21 protein-coding genes and 1 other annotated feature are annotated in these 19,471 nt (G+C 36.4%); all 21 genes read right to left on the minus strand.

The window, feature by feature from the left end:
* Positions 1 to 38 precede the first annotated feature (38 nt).
* The 21 genes from AZF08_RS00975 to spoVE all read right to left on the minus strand — a co-directional run bounded on the left by AZF08_RS00975 (position 39) and on the right by spoVE (position 19,418).
* Positions 39 to 947, minus strand: a complete 909-nt coding sequence (locus AZF08_RS00975) for an RluA family pseudouridine synthase (protein WP_033672158.1) — start codon at positions 945 to 947, stop codon at positions 39 to 41.
* A gap of 4 nt (positions 948 to 951) precedes the next feature.
* A complete protein-coding gene (gene lspA / locus AZF08_RS00980; protein ID WP_033672159.1) occupies positions 952 to 1,410 on the minus strand; it encodes a lipoprotein signal peptidase LspA in 459 nt (152 codons plus the stop codon).
* Between the two features lie 123 nt (positions 1,411 to 1,533).
* Positions 1,534 to 1,863, minus strand: a complete 330-nt coding sequence (locus AZF08_RS00985) for a TraR/DksA C4-type zinc finger protein (protein WP_033672160.1) — start codon at positions 1,861 to 1,863, stop codon at positions 1,534 to 1,536.
* Between the two features lie 248 nt (positions 1,864 to 2,111).
* A complete protein-coding gene (gene ileS2 / locus AZF08_RS00990) occupies positions 2,112 to 4,877 on the minus strand; it encodes an isoleucine--tRNA ligase (protein ID WP_033672161.1) in 2,766 nt (921 codons plus the stop codon).
* Between the two features lie 74 nt (positions 4,878 to 4,951).
* Positions 4,952 to 5,175 (minus strand) — a binding site (T-box leader).
* Positions 5,176 to 5,226: 51 nt separating this feature from the next.
* Positions 5,227 to 5,733, minus strand: coding sequence for a septum site-determining protein DivIVA (gene divIVA / locus AZF08_RS00995; RefSeq protein WP_001131610.1), 507 nt, complete (start codon positions 5,731 to 5,733; stop codon positions 5,227 to 5,229).
* Positions 5,734 to 5,824: 91 nt separating this feature from the next.
* Complete coding sequence (locus tag AZF08_RS01000; protein ID WP_033672162.1) at positions 5,825 to 6,598, minus strand: YlmH family RNA-binding protein; 774 nt, start codon at positions 6,596 to 6,598, stop codon at positions 5,825 to 5,827.
* 15 nt (positions 6,599 to 6,613) lie between these two features.
* Positions 6,614 to 6,877, minus strand: coding sequence for a YggT family protein (locus AZF08_RS01005; protein WP_033672163.1), 264 nt, complete (start codon positions 6,875 to 6,877; stop codon positions 6,614 to 6,616).
* A gap of 6 nt (positions 6,878 to 6,883) precedes the next feature.
* Positions 6,884 to 7,354 (minus strand): cell division protein SepF, encoded by a 471-nt coding sequence (locus AZF08_RS01010; RefSeq protein WP_033672164.1) that lies wholly within the window; start codon positions 7,352 to 7,354, stop codon positions 6,884 to 6,886.
* Positions 7,355 to 7,373: 19 nt separating this feature from the next.
* Positions 7,374 to 8,048 (minus strand): YggS family pyridoxal phosphate-dependent enzyme, encoded by a 675-nt coding sequence (locus tag AZF08_RS01015; protein ID WP_033672165.1) that lies wholly within the window; start codon positions 8,046 to 8,048, stop codon positions 7,374 to 7,376.
* 5 nt (positions 8,049 to 8,053) lie between these two features.
* A complete protein-coding gene (pgeF, locus tag AZF08_RS01020; RefSeq protein WP_033672166.1) occupies positions 8,054 to 8,863 on the minus strand; it encodes a peptidoglycan editing factor PgeF in 810 nt (269 codons plus the stop codon).
* A 116-nt stretch (positions 8,864 to 8,979) separates the two neighbouring features.
* Positions 8,980 to 9,264 (minus strand): YlmC/YmxH family sporulation protein, encoded by a 285-nt coding sequence (locus AZF08_RS01025; protein ID WP_200875196.1) that lies wholly within the window; start codon positions 9,262 to 9,264, stop codon positions 8,980 to 8,982.
* A 142-nt stretch (positions 9,265 to 9,406) separates the two neighbouring features.
* On the minus strand, positions 9,407 to 10,186 hold the full coding sequence (gene sigG / locus AZF08_RS01030; protein WP_003199794.1) for an RNA polymerase sporulation sigma factor SigG: 780 nt from the start codon (positions 10,184 to 10,186) through the stop codon (positions 9,407 to 9,409).
* A 182-nt stretch (positions 10,187 to 10,368) separates the two neighbouring features.
* A complete protein-coding gene (gene sigE, locus AZF08_RS01035) occupies positions 10,369 to 11,088 on the minus strand; it encodes an RNA polymerase sporulation sigma factor SigE (protein WP_033672168.1) in 720 nt (239 codons plus the stop codon).
* A 19-nt stretch (positions 11,089 to 11,107) separates the two neighbouring features.
* Positions 11,108 to 12,025 carry a sigma-E processing peptidase SpoIIGA gene (gene spoIIGA, locus AZF08_RS01040; protein ID WP_033672170.1) on the minus strand — a complete coding sequence of 306 codons (918 nt, stop codon included), beginning with the start codon at positions 12,023 to 12,025 and terminating at the stop codon, positions 11,108 to 11,110.
* Between the two features lie 353 nt (positions 12,026 to 12,378).
* A complete protein-coding gene (gene ftsZ, locus AZF08_RS01045) occupies positions 12,379 to 13,533 on the minus strand; it encodes a cell division protein FtsZ (protein WP_033672172.1) in 1,155 nt (384 codons plus the stop codon).
* A 39-nt stretch (positions 13,534 to 13,572) separates the two neighbouring features.
* The gene (ftsA, locus tag AZF08_RS01050) at positions 13,573 to 14,874 is read right to left on the minus strand and encodes a cell division protein FtsA (protein WP_033672174.1); all 1,302 of its coding nucleotides are present in this window, start codon (positions 14,872 to 14,874) and stop codon (positions 13,573 to 13,575) included.
* A 158-nt stretch (positions 14,875 to 15,032) separates the two neighbouring features.
* Complete coding sequence (locus AZF08_RS29575; protein WP_407639449.1) at positions 15,033 to 15,167, minus strand: DUF1290 domain-containing protein; 135 nt, start codon at positions 15,165 to 15,167, stop codon at positions 15,033 to 15,035.
* Positions 15,168 to 15,274: 107 nt separating this feature from the next.
* Positions 15,275 to 16,063, minus strand: coding sequence for a cell division protein FtsQ/DivIB (locus AZF08_RS01055; RefSeq protein WP_033672176.1), 789 nt, complete (start codon positions 16,061 to 16,063; stop codon positions 15,275 to 15,277).
* A 98-nt stretch (positions 16,064 to 16,161) separates the two neighbouring features.
* A complete protein-coding gene (gene murB / locus AZF08_RS01060; RefSeq protein WP_033672178.1) occupies positions 16,162 to 17,067 on the minus strand; it encodes a UDP-N-acetylmuramate dehydrogenase in 906 nt (301 codons plus the stop codon).
* Between the two features lie 50 nt (positions 17,068 to 17,117).
* Positions 17,118 to 18,221 carry an undecaprenyldiphospho-muramoylpentapeptide beta-N-acetylglucosaminyltransferase gene (gene murG, locus AZF08_RS01065; protein ID WP_033672180.1) on the minus strand — a complete coding sequence of 368 codons (1,104 nt, stop codon included), beginning with the start codon at positions 18,219 to 18,221 and terminating at the stop codon, positions 17,118 to 17,120.
* 105 nt (positions 18,222 to 18,326) lie between these two features.
* Positions 18,327 to 19,418, minus strand: a complete 1,092-nt coding sequence (gene spoVE / locus AZF08_RS01070) for a stage V sporulation protein E (RefSeq protein WP_033672875.1) — start codon at positions 19,416 to 19,418, stop codon at positions 18,327 to 18,329.
* Positions 19,419 to 19,471 lie beyond the last annotated feature (53 nt).

A 19,471-nucleotide genomic window follows, 5' to 3' on the forward strand; every position in this document is an offset into this window, starting at 1 on the left:
TGTTGCTAGTATCTCAGCTTTTATTCGTTTTGTCAATACTATTTCCGTAAAACATGTAAGACTTCTTCAAATACTGCTGGTACTGGTGCTTCAAATTCAACATATTCACCTGTGCGAGGATGATCAAATCCTAATATTCCTGCATGAAGCGCTTGTCCGTTTATATCTAATGTTTTTTTCGGACCATATTTTGGATCTCCCGCAAGTGGATAACCAATATATTTCATATGAACACGGATTTGGTGCGTACGCCCTGTTTCTAAACGACATTCAACTAGCGTAAAGTCCTTGAAACGTTCTAACACTTGGAAATGTGTAACAGCGTGCTTACCATTCTCATCAACCGTCATACTTTGACGCTCCTTCTTATCACGACCAATCGGAGCATCAATTGTTCCTTTATCATGTGGAATCACCCCGTGAACAATTGCTTTGTAGCGTCTTGTTACTGTTTTTTCCACAAGTTGATTTACAAGAGATTCATGTGCCATATCATTTTTGGCAACCATTAATAGACCAGAAGTGTCCTTATCAATACGGTGTACAATACCAGGACGCATAACACCATTAATACCAGATAAGTCTGTACAGTGGTGCATTAGTCCATTTACAAGAGTACCACTTGTATGACCTGGAGCAGGGTGCACAACCATACCACGTGGTTTATTTACAACAAGCACGTCCGCATCCTCATAATGAATTTCTAAATTCATATCTTCTGGCAAAACATCAAGCTCTTCTGGCTCTGGAATCGCTACTGAAATCTCATCATTCACTTTTACTTTATAATTCCCTTTAATGTCATTTCCATTTACGGTTACAACACCGTCTTTAATCCATTGTTGTACTTGTGAACGTGACCATTCATTATTAACTCCCGCAAGAAATTTATCAATGCGTTCACTCTTTTGTTCTTCTGAAACTGTTACTTGTACTACTTCACTCATTCAATTACTCCTTCATTTTCTTTCCTTCTAATAATGTTTGAATAATAATCAATACAACCCCAATACATAAAGCTGAATCAGCTATATTAAAGACTGGATAGTTGTATGAAAAAATATACACGTGAATGAAATCCACCACTTCTTGTCTAAATACGCGATCAATAAAGTTGCCAATTGCTCCGCCTAAAATAAGACCTAATGAAATCCCTAGGAGTTTATCAGTTTTTGCGTACTTTTTCATATAAAATACAATAAATCCTACAAAAACAACTGTAATAATATAGAAGAACCACATTTTATTTTCTAAAATGCCCCAGGCAGCCCCTCTGTTCCGATGTGATGTTATGTATAATACATTATCGATAATCGGGATACTTGTACCTAATTCCATGTTCTTTACAATTAGCCATTTCGATATTTGATCGATGGCAATGACAAATAACGCTATTAAATAATATATCATTTTCATTTCCCCCACAAAGACAGTGTACCTCAAAATTTTAGCATAGCTGCTACCTTTTCACAATGAACCTTTATAGAAGAATAAAATAAAATGAAAAAAGGTAACATAATATCGTTGTGCATATCACACATTTATCTTTTCATATAAGAATTCACTGATCGCACGAGCCGTTGGCATCGTTTTCATCTGCTTTACAGGAATATATTTTCCAGTTTCCTCACAAATACCATACATATCGATGTCCATTTTAAACAACGCTCGCTCAACATCTTTTAGATCTTCTCTTATATCATGTAAAAATAATTTCTTTTTTTCATCTTCCTTCGGTTCATAGCCTAATTCCTGTCCAAATTCCACCTGATAAGTCTCTATCGCTTCTTTCGCCAGTCTCTCCTGTAGTTCTTTTCTCATCAATTGTAATTCTTCTCTGATTTCCATATAAATTTCATTCACGTGTACATTCCTCCTGGCTGCAATGTACCGTTAGTGTGTCCGAAATCCACCCGCTTACCGCTCACACATTTTTCCTTCACAAGAAAGTGAGAAAACGAAAATTTGATCACCAGGGTACTTTTCATTCCCCACTTATTATTAATCCTCAACTCTCCTTACTTTATGAATAACTGATCTCAATGACAAATAACATTACTTGCTATAAAAAAACTGACTGCCGTAATAGCAGTCAGTTTTTTATCATATCATTATTTCACATAATTTTCTTTTACAACTGTTGCACAACGCTCACATAATGTTTCATGCTCAGCATCTTTACCAATTGTTTCAGAAACAACCCAACAACGTTCACATGTTTCACCAGTTGCTTGTGTTACACCCACAGCTGTGAATTCATATTTTGGAGCACCTGCTGGAGCTTCTTCTATCGTTCCACCAAGTTTATACTCAGAAACAATAAACAATTGTTTTAAATCTTCGCTAATAGATTCTAACATTTGCTTCATTTCTACAGTTGGATACAGTGTAATACTTGCATTTAATGACTTACCAATTACTTTTTCATTACGAGCAACTTCCAATGCTTTTAAAACGTCATCACGAAGGTGCATGAATGCATCCCATTTAGATTTTAGTTCTTTAGAACCATCTAATTCCACAGCCTCTGGCATATCAGTTAACTGAACGCTTTCTTCAGTAACACCAGGAATATATGGCCATACTTCATCAGCTGTATGAGGTAAGATTGGTGTTACAAGTTTTGTTAATGCAACAAGAACATCGTAAAGTACCGTTTGGATCGCACGGCGATCCTGATGATCTGCAGCTTCGATGTATAGAATATCTTTTGCAAAGTCTAAATAGAATGAGCTTAAGTCAATTGTGCAGAAGTTATGAATTGCATGATATACTGCCGCAAAATCATATGTTTCATATGCTTCTTTTACTTTTGTAATTAAATCATTTAATTTCACTAACATATAGCAATCCACTTCACGTAGTTCAGCTTTTGCTACTGCGTCTTGACTTGGATTAAAGTCAGCTAGGTTTCCTAATAAGAAACGGAATGTATTACGGATTTTACGATATACTTCTGCAACTTGTTTTAAGATATCATCTGAAATACGTACATCAGATTGATAATCAACAGAAGATACCCATAACCGTAAAATGTCTCCACCTAATTGATCCATAATTTTCTTCGGTACAACAATGTTTCCGATAGATTTACTCATTTTACGACCTTCACCGTCTAGTACAAAGCCATGACTTAAAACGCCTTTATATGGAGCTTTACCTGTTACTGCAACTGCAGTTGATAACGAAGAGTTAAACCAACCACGATATTGGTCAGATCCTTCTAGATATAAATCTGCTGGGCGTTGTAGGTCATCACGCTCTTCTAATACAGCTTGGTGAGAAGAACCTGAGTCAAACCATACGTCCATAATGTCTGTTTCTTTACGGAATTCACCATTTGGACTAGATGGATGTGTAAATCCTTCTGGTAATAAATCTTTTGCTTCACGCTCAAACCATACGTTAGAACCGTTCTCACGGAATAAATCTGCTACATGATTAATTGTTTCATCTGTAATAATTGGATCGCCATTCTCTGCATAGAAGACAGGAATCGGTACACCCCATGCACGTTGACGAGAAATACACCAATCACCACGATCACGAACCATATTATGAAGGCGTGTTTCACCCCATGCTGGTACCCATTTTGTTTCTGCAACTGCTTCTAATAACTCACTACGGAATGCTTCAATAGATGCAAACCATTGCGCTGTCGCACGGAAGATAATTGGTTTTTTCGTTCTCCAGTCATGTGGATAAGAATGCGTAATAAATGTTAATTTTAATAACGCGCCAACTTCTTCTAGTTTTTCTGTGATTGGCTTATTCGCTTTATCGTAGAATAAACCTTCGAATCCAGGTGCTTCACTCGTTAATACACCTTTATCATCCACTGGGCAAAGAACTTCTAATCCATATTGCTTACCAACAAGGAAATCGTCTTCCCCGTGTCCAGGCGCCGTATGTACACAACCTGTACCAGCATCTGTTGTAACGTGCTCACCAAGCATAACTAAAGAATCACGGTCATAGAATGGATGCTTTGCAACTGTATACTCAAGTTCGTTACCCTTAACTGTTTTCACAACTTCAGTATTTTCCCACTCTAACGTTTTTGAAACTGTGTCAAATAGTTCAGAAGCAATAATATATTTTTCATCATTTACTTTTACAATGCTATATTCAAGCTCTGGATGCACAGAGATACCTAAGTTTGCTGGTAATGTCCAAGGTGTTGTCGTCCAAATGATAAATTTCTCGTCGCCTTCTAATACGTCTTTTCCGTCTTTTACAGGGAATGCCACGTAAATAGATGCTGATTTTTTATCTTTGTATTCAATTTCAGCTTCAGCTAAAGCTGATTCACTTGTCGGAGACCAATAAACTGGTTTTTGTCCTTTATAGATATAACCTTTTTTCGCCATATCGCCAAACACTTTAATTTGTTGTGCTTCATAAGCTGGCTCTAAAGTGATATATGGGTTGTCCCAATCTGCTCGTACACCAAGACGTTTAAATTGCTCACGTTGACGATTTACTTGTTCATATGCATACTCTGCACATAATTTACGGAATTCCGCAACCGTCATTTCTTTACGCTTTACCCCTTTATTCGTTAAAGCTTGTTCAATTGGTAAACCGTGTGTATCCCACCCTGGTACATATGGTGCACAGTAACCTGTCATCGATTTGTAACGAACAATGAAATCTTTTAATACTTTATTTAATGCATGTCCCATATGAATGTCACCATTCGCATATGGAGGGCCATCATGCAGCACAAATAAAGGACGACCTTTTGTATGTTCTTGTACTTTTTCGTAAATATTCATTTCAGCCCACTGTTCTTGCATTGCAGGCTCACGTTTTGGTAAATTCCCACGCATTGGGAATTCTGTTTTCGGCATTAGTAATGTATTTTTGTACTCCATGCTCAATTCCTCCTCGAATATATAAAAGAAAGACCCTTAAAAAATGGAATAAAAAAGAGACTTTCTCATCCCCAAAAAGGGACGAGAAAGTCTCCCGCGGTACCACCCTAGTAGACCATGCACATATGTACAAAGTCCTCTTATATTCTTAACGCGAATATACGCCTACGCTTACTTCTTTGTTCAGCGCGGAACTCCAGGGTGATCTTCCCATTATCCTCCTTATCCTGAGCTTACACCATCCTCAGTTCGCTATATAAGGTATGAAAAAGGTACTTATCCCTATCTTCGTTTTTCTTAATAAATATGTTGTTTAAAATTATATGTAATAATGAGAAAAACGTCAAGCTTACACTGTTTCTTCTTTTTTCAACAGCTCGTCTACTTCGTCTTCTAACTCAATTAACTTGTCCCAATCATCGTTGTTTAACATTTCAAGCTGCGCTTCTAATAGCATACGGAAACGTGTGCGGAATACTTTTGCTTGTTTCTTTAGTTCTTCAATATCAAATGCAACTTTTCTTGATTTCACTAAAGCTTCGTTAATGATACGATCTGCATTCTTTTCTGCTTCACGCACAATTAATTTTGCTTCTTTTTGTGCATTACGTTTTACTTCTTCCGCTGCTTCCTGCGCAACAACGATAGATTTGTTCAACGTATCTTCAATGTTAGAAAAATGATCTAATTTCCCTTCTAGTTGGGCAACTTTTTCTTCTAAAGCTTTTTTCTCACGAATGACTAATTCATAATCTTTAATGATTTGATCAAGGAACTCATTTACTTGATCTTCATCATAGCCACGGAATCCGCGACCGAATTCTTTATTATGAATATCTAATGGTGTTAACGGCACAAACGCCACCTCCAAGTAGTTATCTAAATTTTCCTCTTTTAATTATATCTTTTCTTCGACAAAATAAGAGAATTTCCTTCTAAAAAACCAATCATTTTAGTATACCATACAAAACTCTCCATTTGTCGCGTTTCGTTTTTCCTTCTACAGAAAATAATTTACTACGGCCGTATCCCCTAACTGAAAATACATCACCCGGAAAACATTCATACGAAGTTTGTTCTACAACTTTCCAATTCACCTTCACAAGACCATTCTTTATAAGTGACTGCATTTTTTGACGTGATATATGAAGCATTTCAGCCAGTAAGACATCAAGGCGAAGTGATGAAACAGTTCCAGACTGTTCTCTCCATTCTTCTTGTATGCATAATACTCGCTCTACTTGTACAGGAGAGAGTGAGACCTTCATTTTTCCTATCGATTGTAAATTCATTTCAATGTATGAAACAACTTCTTTTGCAACTACAATTTGGGCACGATTTTCTTGAAGAAAAATATCTCCACACTTTTCTCTCGTTAAGCCAAGAGACATAAATGCACCTAATATTTGCCTATGTTCAAGTGTGTAAAATTTGGAAGGATAGTCAATTTCTAATACTTCTACTTGAAATGCTTCTTCTTTTAATTCAAGATACTCTGGATATATAAGAGCTCTTTTTCTTTCCGCCTTCGGGGTAGCACCACCAAACTGTAAAGCAGCATCCCCTTGCTGTCCAATCACCGTAGCAACAATTTGCTGTTGGCGCGGATCAAGAAAATCTGTTAATTTCACTTGATGGTACTCTTCAGCTGCTTGTTTCCATTCTAATGCTTTATCTACAAAGACCGCTTCTTCAGGTCTAAAATGCTCATAGATGCTCATTCATTCAACCTCTCGCTACAAGAAATATTGAAACAGGCTCACTAAACCGCCTCTAGCAAGCTTCAATGCAATAATTGCAACAATTGGAGAGATATCGATCATACCAAAAGGCGGAATAAATCTCCGAAACGGCTCTAAGTATGGTTCACAGATACGTGCGAGGAAATCACCAAATGTTGATTCTCTTGCTCCCGGAAACCAAGATAGAAGAATATAGATAATAAGCGCCCAAGAATAAATCTCAATGGCATAGAGCAATACTTGTAAAATCGTTGTCATGGCGTATTACCACCTCTTTATATTTGTCTCTTCCTCTTCACCGAACAACTCAGAAATAGCCCCAACAATATCAACAGTCTCAGGGGTACAAATAAATGTTTTCGGTCCTAACTTTTGAATATCCCCGCCTATAGCGTATACAGTACCACTTAAAAAGTCAATCATACGCACAGCTTGGTCTGTTGACATTCTTTGTAAATTAATAACAACAGCCCGTCTCCCTTTTAAATGATCCGCAATACCTTGCGCTTCTGAGTATGTGCGCGGCTCTAATAAAACAACTTTAGAAGACTGTTTAGCCGTTTCAATACTCACAATATTTTGTTTTGGCTGTGCTTTTGTAAGTGGGATGTCCTGCTGTTTCTGCGGTGGATCTTGTTGTTTTTTCACTTCTGTTCGCTCCTTTTCATAAGCATATTGAGCTTCCTTTTCTTCCGGAGTGTCAAAAAAGAAGTATTTTACTTTTGACCAACTCATAATAACATTCTCCTTCCTTTTACGCTTTTCCTACTAGAATCGTCCCCAAACGAATATATGTAGCGCCTTCCTCAATTGCAATCGTGTAATCATTTGACATTCCCATCGATAACTCTTCGCATGGAGCGTATGGTAGCTCTAATCCTTGCACTTGTTTTTGTAACATACGCAATGCCTTAAAGCATCGACGAACCTCTTCATCTTCACCTGTAAATGGTGCCATTGTCATCAATCCAACAACCTCAATTTTATCAAAGCCTTGCAAATCACGAATAAACGTAATCGTTTCCTCCGGCAATAACCCTTGCTTTGATTCTTCAGATGATGTTTTCACTTGTACAAAACATCGAACCTTCTTTGTAGCACGCTTTTGAATCTCTTTTGCAAGAGAAAGGCGATCTAATGAATGTAAATAATTAATCTTATTGATTATTTCTTTTACTTTTCTCGTTTGTAATGAACCGATGAAATGCCAATTTACTTCCGAGCCAAAATGCTCATATTTTTGTAAAAACCCTTCATTTCGGTTCTCACCTAAATCAGTAAGTCCAGCTTCTACTACTTCATTTGTTTTTTCAATTCCTACTGTTTTTGTCACTGCTACAAGCTTAATATTTTGCACTGGGCGTTGTGCTCGTTCACATGCCTTTTTAATTTCTTCATTTACAACTGCTAAATTTTCTTGTACTGCCACTGTTTTCACTCCTCCTTAAAGCCTATGAAACTCAACATTCTTCCCGTTTTCCCTTGATCACGGCGATGCGAGAAAAACATTTGTTCTTCACAGCTTGTACAAAGAGACGACATCACAATATGCTCTTCTTTTATGCCAGTTTGTATGCATAATATGCGATTAACTTCTTTTAAATCAATTGCATATTGCCCATCTGAAATCAATTTATATGGAACAGGTCCGTCTACCGCTTGTTTTGCTGCTTCTAATACACGATCATCAACAACATAACAACATGACCCAATAGCTGGTCCAATTGCAACATGAATCTCTTGAACTAGTACTCCTTCCGCATTCCACTTTTGAATCATTTCTTTTACAATTCCTTTTACAGTTCCCTTCCATCCAGCATGTGCAAGTCCTATCATGCCATGTGATGGTGCATAGAAATAGAGTGGAACACAATCGGCATAACAAGATGTTAAACACACATCTCTATCAGTCGTATAAATACCATCTGTATTTGAAATACCGTCTTCATACAAATAGATTCCTCGCCCTTTTTCCCCGTGTCCTACTTTTTCAACATGATGATCATGAACTTGTTCTGAACAAATCCAAGTTTCTAATGGCTTTTGTAACTTGTTCGCTAAAATCCGTCTATTTTCATGAACATTCTCGATGATATCATTCACATGTAATCCTAAATTCATCGCGTGAAAGGAGCCTGTACTTACCCCACCATCTTTTGTCGTAAAGCCAGCAGTAATGTTTCCAAGTTCTTCCCAAGCTTGTAAATACAATATACCGTCCACATATTTAAATGGTTCTCTCATAAAGCGGCTCCTTCTAATTAAAATAACATAAAAATCATGGTACTTCCTGTCTATTTTACCATACTTTTATTTTTCCATAATGACAACAGAAAAAAAAGAGGAATTTGTAATATTCTTTAAGAAATTGTCGGTGTTTGTATTGATTCTGTTACAGAATTGACATGATCTACCCTTACTAGTATGACATCTTCTCCAATTTTTACAATTTGTTTCCATGGAATTATACATTCTTCTTCTTTTCCAAACAACCCTAACATGCGTGTTTGCTTTGAAATAATAACCGCTTGAATCTTCCCTGTATTCATATCAATATCAATATCTCCAATATTCCCAAGTTTTTTCCCATCTGAAACATTTACAACATCCTTCATCTGAAACTCTGAAATCCGTATCACTTTCATCCCCTCCTTTATCTTGTTATTAACAGGAAGTAACCGCCCACTAAACTTTTATTTTATTGCCATTATATGAATACCCTCCCTTCTCTATGAACAGAATCTCCATTACACACCATAAAAAGGTCTCACCATAAATGGTGAGACCTTATCCTTGAATCGTTTTATTCATTTGTTTAATTGCTGACTTTTCTAAGCGTGACACTTGCGCTTGAGAAATCCCAATTTCTTCTGCTACTTCCATTTGTGTTTTCCCTTGGAAAAAACGTTTTCGAATAATCATCTTTTCCCGGTCATTTAAGCGCTTCATTCCTTCTTTTAATGCCAATTCTTCCACCCACTGCTCGTCCCTTTGTTTATCATCGCTTAACTGATCCATTACAAAAATGGGATCTCCCCCATCATTATAGATTGGTTCAAACAATGAAACTGGGTCTTGAATGGCATCAAGTGCGAAAACAATTTCTTCATGTGTCACTTCGAGTACTTTAGCAATATCCATTGCCGTTGGTTCTTTTGAATTTTCGGCAATTAACTTTTCTCTTACCTGCAACGCTTTATACGCAATATCCCGCAATGAGCGTGAGACGCGAATTGGATTGTTATCTCGTAAATATCTACGAATTTCCCCAATAATCATTGGCACAGCATACGTTGAAAATTTAACATTTTGGCTTAAGTCAAAGTTATCAATGGATTTCATAAGTCCAATGCAGCCAACTTGAAATAAATCATCAACAAATTCTCCTCTGTTGTTAAATCGCTGGATGACGCTCAGTACAAGGCGTAAGTTTCCATTTACTAGCTTCTCTCTTGCGCTTATCTCTCCACTTTGCATTTCTCGAAATAATTTACGCATCTCTTCATTTTTTAGTACTGGAAGTTTAGCTGTATCAACACCACAAATCTCTACTTTGTTTCTCGTCAAAGTGTTCCCTCCTATCGGGAGTTGCTGTACAGTGTAAAGTATCTCCTTCAGAGGGAATTTTATGCATATCGTTTCTAACTAACACTTCATTTACCAATTATAAAAATCACAAGAAAACCAATCGGAATACCGATTGGTTTTACAAATTACTCTTGATAATACGGGGGTTTCCAATAAATTCTTTATACCATCTTATTAAATTCTTTTCGTAACCTTTTTATAATTCTCTTTTCAAGACGTGAAATATAAGACTGCGAAATCCCCAACATATCTGCTACATCTTTTTGTGTTTTTTCTTCTCCACCTGCAAGCCCAAAACGCAATTCCATAATTTGCTTCTCGCGATCATTTAATTGATGTAGTGCTTTCATAAGAAGATGACGATCTACAGTAGCCTCTAAATCTTTTGTAATAATATCGTCATCCGTACCAAGAACATCCGATAGCAATAATTCATTTCCATCCCAGTCAATATTTAATGGTTCATCAAACGAAACTTCTGAACGATTTTTATTATTTCTACGTAAATGCATTAAAATTTCATTTTCTATACAACGTGATGCATAGGTTGCTAATTTTATTTTCTTTTCAGGATTAAATGTATTCACAGCTTTAATAAGACCTATCGTTCCAATACTAATTAAATCCTCAATGTTAATTCCTGTATTTTCAAACTTACGAGCTATATACACAACTAAGCGCAAATTGCGTTCAATAAGTAAAGAGCGTGCCGCTGGATCTCCTTTTGGCAATTTATTCAAAAGAACCTCTTCTTCCTCTTTTGTCAAAGGTGGTGGTAGTGCCTCACTTCCACCAATATAGTAAATTTCATCGGTCTTAATTCCAAGTTTCAGCAATACTTTATACCAAAGATATATTAAATAAAATTTCAATTTCGCCATACTCCCCCACCTCTCATAATTAAGCAATTGTCACTTTTTGTGATATCAGCATTTTCGGATGGATAATACATTGATATTCTCCATGTGTAGACAATTGCTGTGTGTTTAACCCAATCAAAACTTTGTTTACAATCATATCGCTACCTTCATGATGAACTTGAACAACATCTGGCTTGATTGCCCATAAAAATTGATGATCAATTCCTACTGCTCGAAAAGGAATTAAGCGTAGCCTTGTTGCCCAACCAGAATCATTTTCTGGTATTTGTGGAATCTCTGTTTTAGAATAAACCTGTTCTGTTAGCCACGTTGGTAAACAATGCTCTAATGAGGAAATATGCATAATCATAACCGGTGTTTTTGTTATAGGATCATACAATTGGTTTCCACTATCAATCAAGCCATCTAGTTCAATCTCATTGTCAACTAGTTTAATATTTACTTTTACAATTTGATCATAATGAATCTTGGTCACTTCCACATTTTCAATACGTTTTTTCGAAAAATAGTAAACAATCGGAAATCCAAAAATGACAAATAACCAACTTACCGGGTCACCATAAGAAATTGATTTTGCCTGAACTAACCCATCTAGCATTTCATTTGTTTGAAGGAAAAAATGAGTTCCAATCAAACCTCCACCTACCATAAATGTTACAAAATAAAAGGTAAGAACGGTTTGTGTATAATCTCGAAAAGTCGTAAATCCATACGCTGTGTATACAATAACTAACGAGTAAAGCAATTTTATAATCGGGTGTGTCATCATAGAAGCAAAAGGGGTAAAGGCAAAAATAACAATTGTTGAACCAATGAATGCCCCTAATACAAGCCTCCATCTTTTGATCTTCTTTTTCAACACAGCTGCTGTTAATAAAAGTAAAAGAAAATCAATGCAGGCGTTTAGCAACCAAACAACGTCGGCGTAAACAACCAAACCATTCACCTCTTTTTTTAAGTTGAGACTAGTATAATGCATATCCAATAGGAAAGTGTGTCAATTTACGGAGGGGTTTTTTTGTTATTTTGTGGTTTCTAGACATAATCTGTCGCGAGAGAATAAAAGTATTTTTTTATAGGAGTACATATAGCTATCAGAGAATGATTGAAATAAAAAAAGACCTGCTAAACAGATCTTTTTTTATTGTAAAAATTAGCTCATACAGTAATGTTTTTTCATGTCCCTATCAATAAAACACTAATAAAATAGTAAGACAAGTACCAACTAATTTAACACTATTCTTTTTCTTTAGAAACAAAAAAAGGAGCTAAACTATAGCTCCTTTTCTTTTATCGTCTACGACGATTACGTAAAAATGCTGGAATATCGATATCATCTGAATCTGTATTACGATCATGTACAACAGGCTCTTCACGTTTTACTTCGCGTTTTACTTCGCGTTGTTTTTGTGGCTGAGCCACTGGTTGTTGTTGCGTGTGATTCCCATTTGCCGTCGGACGTACAAGTAGTTTTGGTGGTTGAATTGCAACGCTATCATCAAAACCAGTTGCAATAACAGTTACAACAATATCGTCTTTTAATCCTTCATTAATAACAGAACCGAAAATCATATTTACTTCTGGATCTGAAGCCGAAGCTACAATATCGGCAGCTTCTTGTACTTCATATAAACTTAGGTTTGCGCCACCTGTTATGTTCATAATAACACCTTGTGCACCATCAATAGATGTTTCTAGTAACGGGCTAGAAATTGCTTTTTTTGCAGCTTCAGCAGCACGGTTTTCACCATTACCAGAACCAATACCCATTAATGCTGAACCTCTATTATGCATAATTGTTTTTACGTCTGCAAAGTCTAAGTTAATAAGACCAGGTGTAGCTATTAAATCAGAAATACCTTGAACACCTTGACGTAATACATTATCCACTTCACGGAACGCTTCTAACATCGGTGTATTTTTATCTACAATTTCTAGTAAACGATCATTTGGAATTACAATCAATGTATCTACATTTTCTTTAAATGCTGCAATACCAGATGCAGCTTGCGTTGCACGTTTACGCCCTTCAAATGTAAATGGACGCGTTACAACACCAACTGTTAATGCACCTAGCTCTTTTGCAACTTGTGCGACTACTGGAGCTGCACCCGTTCCAGTTCCACCGCCCATACCAGCTGTTACGAAAACCATATCTGCACCACGAAGTGCTTCTTGGATTTGTTCTTTACTTTCTTCAGCGGCTTTTTTCCCTACTTCAGGGTTTGCGCCAGCACCAAGTCCACGTGTTAATTTTCCACCAATTTGCATTTTCGTTTCAGCTTTTGATAAATTTAACGCTTGTGCATCAGTGTTCACAGCGATAAAGTCTACACCTTGTACGCCATGATCGATCATACGGTTAACAGCATTATTTCCGCCACCACCGACACCGATAACTTTTATATTTGCTAATTGATCTTGAGTAGTATCAAACTCTAACATATCGAAATCCCCCTAGAACCTCATTTTTCGTGTCCAATTTTAATCCCATAAATAACGGAATACACGTTTTACTTTTGACATCATACGTTCATCATTTTGATTATTATTGCTTTGATTACGAGCTTTTTGTTTCGCAGGTTGCTGTTGTACCGGCATTGGTGCTGGTACTGGCTCAAAGTGCTCTTGCTTTTCCTGAGCAGCTTTCCCTCGTAATTTCGCTTTTTGATAAGAGTGTTTAATTAATCCAACTCCAATTGTATATTGAGGTTCACGAACACCAATATAATCTGGAGTTGCTATACGAACATTTTCATGTAAAATATCATATGCAAGATCAAGAACACCCGGCATAGAAGCAATCCCACCAGTTAGTACATATCCAGAAGCTACTTGTTTCACTCCCAATTTATGTACTTCCTCTTGAACAAACATTAAAATTTCCTCTACACGTGCCTCAATAATATCAGATAACTCCAATTGAGAATACTGTTCTGTTTGATCATTTCCCATGATAGGAACAGTAAATATCTCTTCTTCAGATGCAGTATCATAAAAAGCATGTCCATATTTCAGCTTAATTTGATCCGCGTTCTCTGTTGAAGTCTTTAGCCCAATAGCTATATCTTTTGTTATATGATCTCCACCTAATGGTAATACACTCGTTGCTTGTAACTCGCCATCTCTAAAAATTGATAGAGTTGTAGATCCTCCGCCGATATCAACAAGTGCCACACCTCTATTCTTCTCATCAGAAGATAAAGCAACTGTGGCAGCAGCTAAAGGTTGCAGACAAATATCAACAATTTCAAGACCGGCTTTTTCTACACAACGAAGTAGGTTATGTAGTAAAGTTCTTGAACCTGTAATTAATGTGCCTTCCATTTCTAATCTTACACCAATCATCCCGCGTGGATCGTTAATCTCGTCAAGACCGTCTACAATGAACTGTCGAGGTACCACATCAATAAATTCACGTTCAGGAGCAATTGACACAACTTGTGCTGCATCTAAAACGCGTAAGACATCTTCATTTCCGATTTCACGATCTTCATTTGAAACAGCTACTACTCCGTGACAAGGAAGAAGCTGTACTTGGTTTGCATTGACACCTACAACAACTTGTTCAATGTGAATTCCCACCATGCGCTCAGCTTGTTCAATTGCTTTTTTTATTGATCGAACAGTCTCGTCTATATCAACTATAGAGCCCTTTTTCAAACCATTTGATTTTACATTTCCAACACCAATAATGTTTAAGCTGTCATTAACCATTTCACCAATGATGACTTTAACATTGGATGTACCGATGTCAAGACTAACATATATTTCATTGCTGTTCATTCTTTGGCACCTCCTTCTTTATTTATACCATACAAGTCAATATATGGAACCACAATCGCAGCTTTACTATTTATAAGAAAAATATTCAACGTCTTTATGCGTTTCCCTTTTTTAACCCTATATTTTTCTTATTTTTATTTAACATTCACTTATTCAAATCACAGTAACTTGTGAATGCCTGCTTTATTTTGAAATAACTCTGCATAAAACGCAAAGATTACCGCCAAATATAAGTCTACACTAAGATGTACTCGTAGAAAAGCTAAACTTATACCAATCCTAACTTGAATCAAAGAAAATATGGATATTTTTCACCAAATTAATCATAATTGTAATGAAATTTACATATAGAAGAACACACTTGTCGTTATTGTATTTAAAAAGAAATAAAACTACTACTCTACTGCTTTTTTTCTTCACCGTCTAAATATCTAAGATAGGTAGCAATTTCTAAATCAATTAAAACTTTTCTACCCGGCTCTATATTTTTTATAATAAACGGATATGCTTCCATACGCTTTGCAAAGTCCTGAATAGTCGTACTAACTTCATAGCCTTCATTCATGTATAAGGTAAGATGATCCTCATTTGAATTTGTTGGAGCATAGCGAATTTCAGAAATAGATCTCAGAATAGTCGGTGTTAATTTTTCTAGTTCCCCAATTAACTCTTTCATCTTCTCCTCTTTAAATGGCTCAAAAATCGGAGCTGCCACAGGTAATTTCCCATTCGGAAGCACGCTAAGTGTTTTACCATTTTCTAAAAGCGGTTGTAGTTTTCCACCTTTGTTTATATAACCTATTGTTATATATTCTTCAATGTGAATATCAATTTTATTGGGGAATCGTTTCTTGACATTTACTTTTTTAATTTCTTTTCGTTTCGTTAAATTTTCTTCCGCCTTATGTGCTGTCACCCGAAAATAACTAGTATCATATGTAACTCCAGATTCCTTCATGACCTGTTCATCTGTCATATAATGATTCCCAAAAACACTTATCTTTTTTATATTACTAAGTGGAGACCTAAAATAAATTAAAAAAAGGACTAATAAAAATAAAATCGATACGTATAAAATCAATCGATGATTGACAGGTTTCTTATTTTTTTTCTTTTGATTTTGATTTTGATTTTGATTTTTTAATTTTGGTACACGATCTTGTAGTTTAATAATTTTACTATTTTTCATGTACGATCCCCCTATGTAACATAAAGAACGGCATGTTCCGCATGCCGTTCTTATCTTCTTATTATAACATAAATGATAATGAGCGGAACGGATAACAGTTATCTTCCAATGATTTCTACTTCTGTATGCATATCTACATCAAATTTTTCTTTGATTGTTTCTTTAACAAACGCAATTAAATCGAGCACATCTTTTGCAGAGGCAGATCCCGTATTGACAATGAAATTCCCATGCATTTCAGAAATTTTCGCGCCGCCAATTTGATGACCACGCAGACCAGCCTTTTCTACTAAATCCCCAGCAAAGTTTGGTAGTGGATTTCTAAATATACTACCTGCACATGGATGATTCCATGGCTGAGTTTCACGACGATAGTCTTTATTCTTTTGCATCCTTCGAACAATCTCTTCACGGTTTCCTGTCTTTAGCTGTAACTCAACTTCTAATACAATGCCAGAGTACTTTGTTTGTAAAACAGAAGTACGATAAGAAAAATCCATCTCTTCTTTTATTAACCACTTAACTGTACCGTCTTCAAACATAATACATGCTCTCGTCAAAATCTCTGAAACATCAGATTTATGAGCGCCAGCATTCATATATACTGCTCCGCCAACACTTCCTGGGATACCACTTGCAAACTCTAATCCCGATAGACCTTGTCGACTAATTAATGTTGACAATTTAATTAGGGGATAACCTCCGCCCACTCTTACAGTAGTTCCTTCTACTTCTAAGTGGTCTAATCCTTCTCCTAAACGAATTACAACACCTTCAATACCTTTATCAGATACAAGAAGATTAGAACCACGTCCAATTACCGTCCACTTCATTTCATGTTTCTTTACTAATTCTAAAGTTTTCTCAACACCAGCAACACTACTTGGCACGATTAGAATATCAGCTGGTCCACCGATTTTCATAGTTGTATAACGAGCTAATAATTCATTTTCTAATACTTTACCAACCTTTGCTTCCATAAGCTCATTTGCCAATTGTTTCATGATGCTCTCCCCCATAATAAGTCTCCATATTACAGTAGTATGCAGGGCATTCACCTAACGTTATTTTGTACAAGCTTTTTCATCACTTCAAATAACTTATTTGCTGCATCTGGAATCCCTAACTGCTCAGCAGCTAGTTTCATATTTTGTAATGTTTGAGTATGTAACAAAATCTCATCAATATCACGAAGAAGCGTTTCAGCTGTTAAATCTTTTTCAAGAAGCATTTTCGCTGCCCCCTTGTCCACAACTGATCGAGCATTTTTCTCTTGATGATTATTTGTCACATAAGGACTTGGAATTAAAACACTTGGCTTTCCTAGCGCTGTCAATTCCGCTAGCGTTGTAGCACCAGCACGTGAAACAACAAGGTCTACACCAGTAAGTACCTCTGGCATATTATGAATAAACGGTTTAATGATTACATTATCCGGATTTCCCTTTTGTTTCACAGCCTCTATTACTTTATCATAATGCACTTCACCTGTAATATACAACACTTCATAGTTTTTGTTACCAAATTGTTCAATTGCTTCTACAAAAGCATCGTTAATCGGTCTAGCACCGCGACTCCCACCAAAAATAAGAACAGACTTTTTAGGAAGAGCAAGTCCCACTGAACGCTTCCCTTTCAATCCATTTTGGTTCATCACTTCCGATGCACGTGGATTCCCTGTCATGACAACTTTAGATTGTGGGAAATGCTCAGAAGCCGCTTCAAAACATACAGCAACTTTATCTACATATCGACTTAAAAATTTATTCGTTACACCAGGCACACTATTTTGTTCGTGTACAATTGTTGGAATTCCTAATTTTGCTGCCGCGTATACGACTGGACCGCATACGTAGCCACCTGTACCAATCACGACATCTGGATTAAATCGACGAATATATCGTTTACTATCTTGTACACCTTTTAGAAAACGCATTACCGTTTTTACATTATCAAGGGATATTTTACGTTTAAATCCACTAATAACAATAGATTGAAAAGGTATACCTGCTTTTGGAACAATTGTACTCTCCAATCCATTTTCCGTACCAATGTATAAAAATCTTGCTTCAGGATGTAGTTTCTTTATTTCCCTAATTAAAGCAAGGGCTGGATATATATGACCACCTGTGCCACCACCACTAACTAATACTCGCACTACAAATTCCTCCGCTTCTCTGTTCTAATTTCAACTGTATTTATTATATTCATGATATATTTCACCGTTTTCCACATACGAAAAACCCTGTCTAAAAAACAGGGTTTAGTAGCGAGAGTGACGACTTATATTTAACAATACGCCAACTGCCATTAGCATTAAGGTCAAACTTGACCCACCATAACTTAAAAATGGCAAAGTAATTCCTGTAACAGGCATTAACCCCGTCACAACACCAACATTAATCATCACTTGAATCGCAATCATCGCCACAATACCTACTGCTAAAAACGTACCATATAAATCTGGCGCTCCTAATGCTATACGAATCCCGCGCCATAATAACAGACTAAATAATAATAACACAAACGATCCACCAATAAAACCTAATTCTTCGGATAAAATCGCAAAAATAAAATCCGTTTGAGGTTCCGGTAAATAAAGAAATTTTTGTCTACTTTGCCCAAGCCCCAAGCCAAATAAACCACCAGGTCCAATCGCAAGCAATGATTGAATAATCTGAAATCCACTCCCAAGCGGATCAGACCACGGATCTAAATAGGATGTAATTCGTTTCATTCGATATGGTGCCGATGCAATTAATCCAACCAAGCCCGCTGCACCAACTAGCCCTAACATTGAGAAATGAAAAACTCGTGCTCCTGAAATGAAAATCATGATAATACATGTCCCAACCATTACTGTTCCTGTTCCAAGGTCTGGTTGCAGCATAATCATTCCAAATGCGACAAATACAAAACCAAGTGCAGGAAGTAAACCACGTTTAAAGGATGTAATCACCTTTTGCTTCTCCGCTAAAAATTTCGCTAAAAAAATAATCATCGCGAATTTCATAAATTCTGACGGCTGAATGGAAAACGCTCCAATTCCAATCCAACTTCGAGCTCCCCCGCGTACAAGTCCAACTCCAGGAATCAGAACAAGAATAAGAAGAATAAAACAAACAAGCAAAATTACTTTCGAATAAGTACGCCATATCCAATAGTCAATTTTCATAATAAAAAACATCGCGGCTACACCAAGTCCAGCAAATAGCAATTGTCTTTTTGCAAAAAAGAATGAATCACCCATCTTATAGGAAGCCCAAACAGCACTTGCACTGTAGACCATAATCATTCCAATTGTTAACAGCAGGAGTGTAGCGATAATCAAAATAAAATCAGGCGTTTTCTTCATTGGCAATGAACACCACCTCTTTGGAAGAAGCTTTTTTTGTTCTATGTAACAAA

Source organism: Bacillus gaemokensis, assembly GCF_001590835.1.
GTDB classification, from domain to species: Bacteria; Bacillota; Bacilli; order Bacillales; family Bacillaceae_G; genus Bacillus_A; species Bacillus_A gaemokensis.

Coding starts and splice junctions, on each gene's coding strand:
- spoVE (WP_033672875.1), bottom strand. CDS start 19,418: ATGAAGAAAACGCCTGATTTTATTTTGATTATCGCTACACTCCTGCTG.
- murB (WP_033672178.1), bottom strand. CDS start 17,067: ATGAAACAATTGGCAAATGAGCTTATGGAAGCAAAGGTTGGTAAAGTA.
- AZF08_RS00975 (WP_033672158.1), bottom strand. CDS start 947: ATGAGTGAAGTAGTACAAGTAACAGTTTCAGAAGAACAAAAGAGTGAA.
- lspA (WP_033672159.1), bottom strand. CDS start 1,410: ATGATATATTATTTAATAGCGTTATTTGTCATTGCCATCGATCAAATA.
- AZF08_RS01010 (WP_033672164.1), bottom strand. CDS start 7,354: ATGAGTTGGTCAAAAGTAAAATACTTCTTTTTTGACACTCCGGAAGAA.
- AZF08_RS01000 (WP_033672162.1), bottom strand. CDS start 6,598: ATGAGCATCTATGAGCATTTTAGACCTGAAGAAGCGGTCTTTGTAGAT.
- ftsZ (WP_033672172.1), bottom strand. CDS start 13,533: ATGTTAGAGTTTGATACTACTCAAGATCAATTAGCAAATATAAAAGTT.
- AZF08_RS01055 (WP_033672176.1), bottom strand. CDS start 16,063: ATGAAAAATAGTAAAATTATTAAACTACAAGATCGTGTACCAAAATTA.
- ileS2 (WP_033672161.1), bottom strand. CDS start 4,877: ATGGAGTACAAAAATACATTACTAATGCCGAAAACAGAATTCCCAATG.
- sigE (WP_033672168.1), bottom strand. CDS start 11,088: ATGGCGAAATTGAAATTTTATTTAATATATCTTTGGTATAAAGTATTG.
- AZF08_RS01025 (WP_200875196.1), bottom strand. CDS start 9,264: ATGAAAGTGATACGGATTTCAGAGTTTCAGATGAAGGATGTTGTAAAT.
- ftsA (WP_033672174.1), bottom strand. CDS start 14,874: ATGAACAGCAATGAAATATATGTTAGTCTTGACATCGGTACATCCAAT.
- AZF08_RS01005 (WP_033672163.1), bottom strand. CDS start 6,877: ATGACAACGATTTTACAAGTATTGCTCTATGCCATTGAGATTTATTCT.
- pgeF (WP_033672166.1), bottom strand. CDS start 8,863: ATGAGAGAACCATTTAAATATGTGGACGGTATATTGTATTTACAAGCT.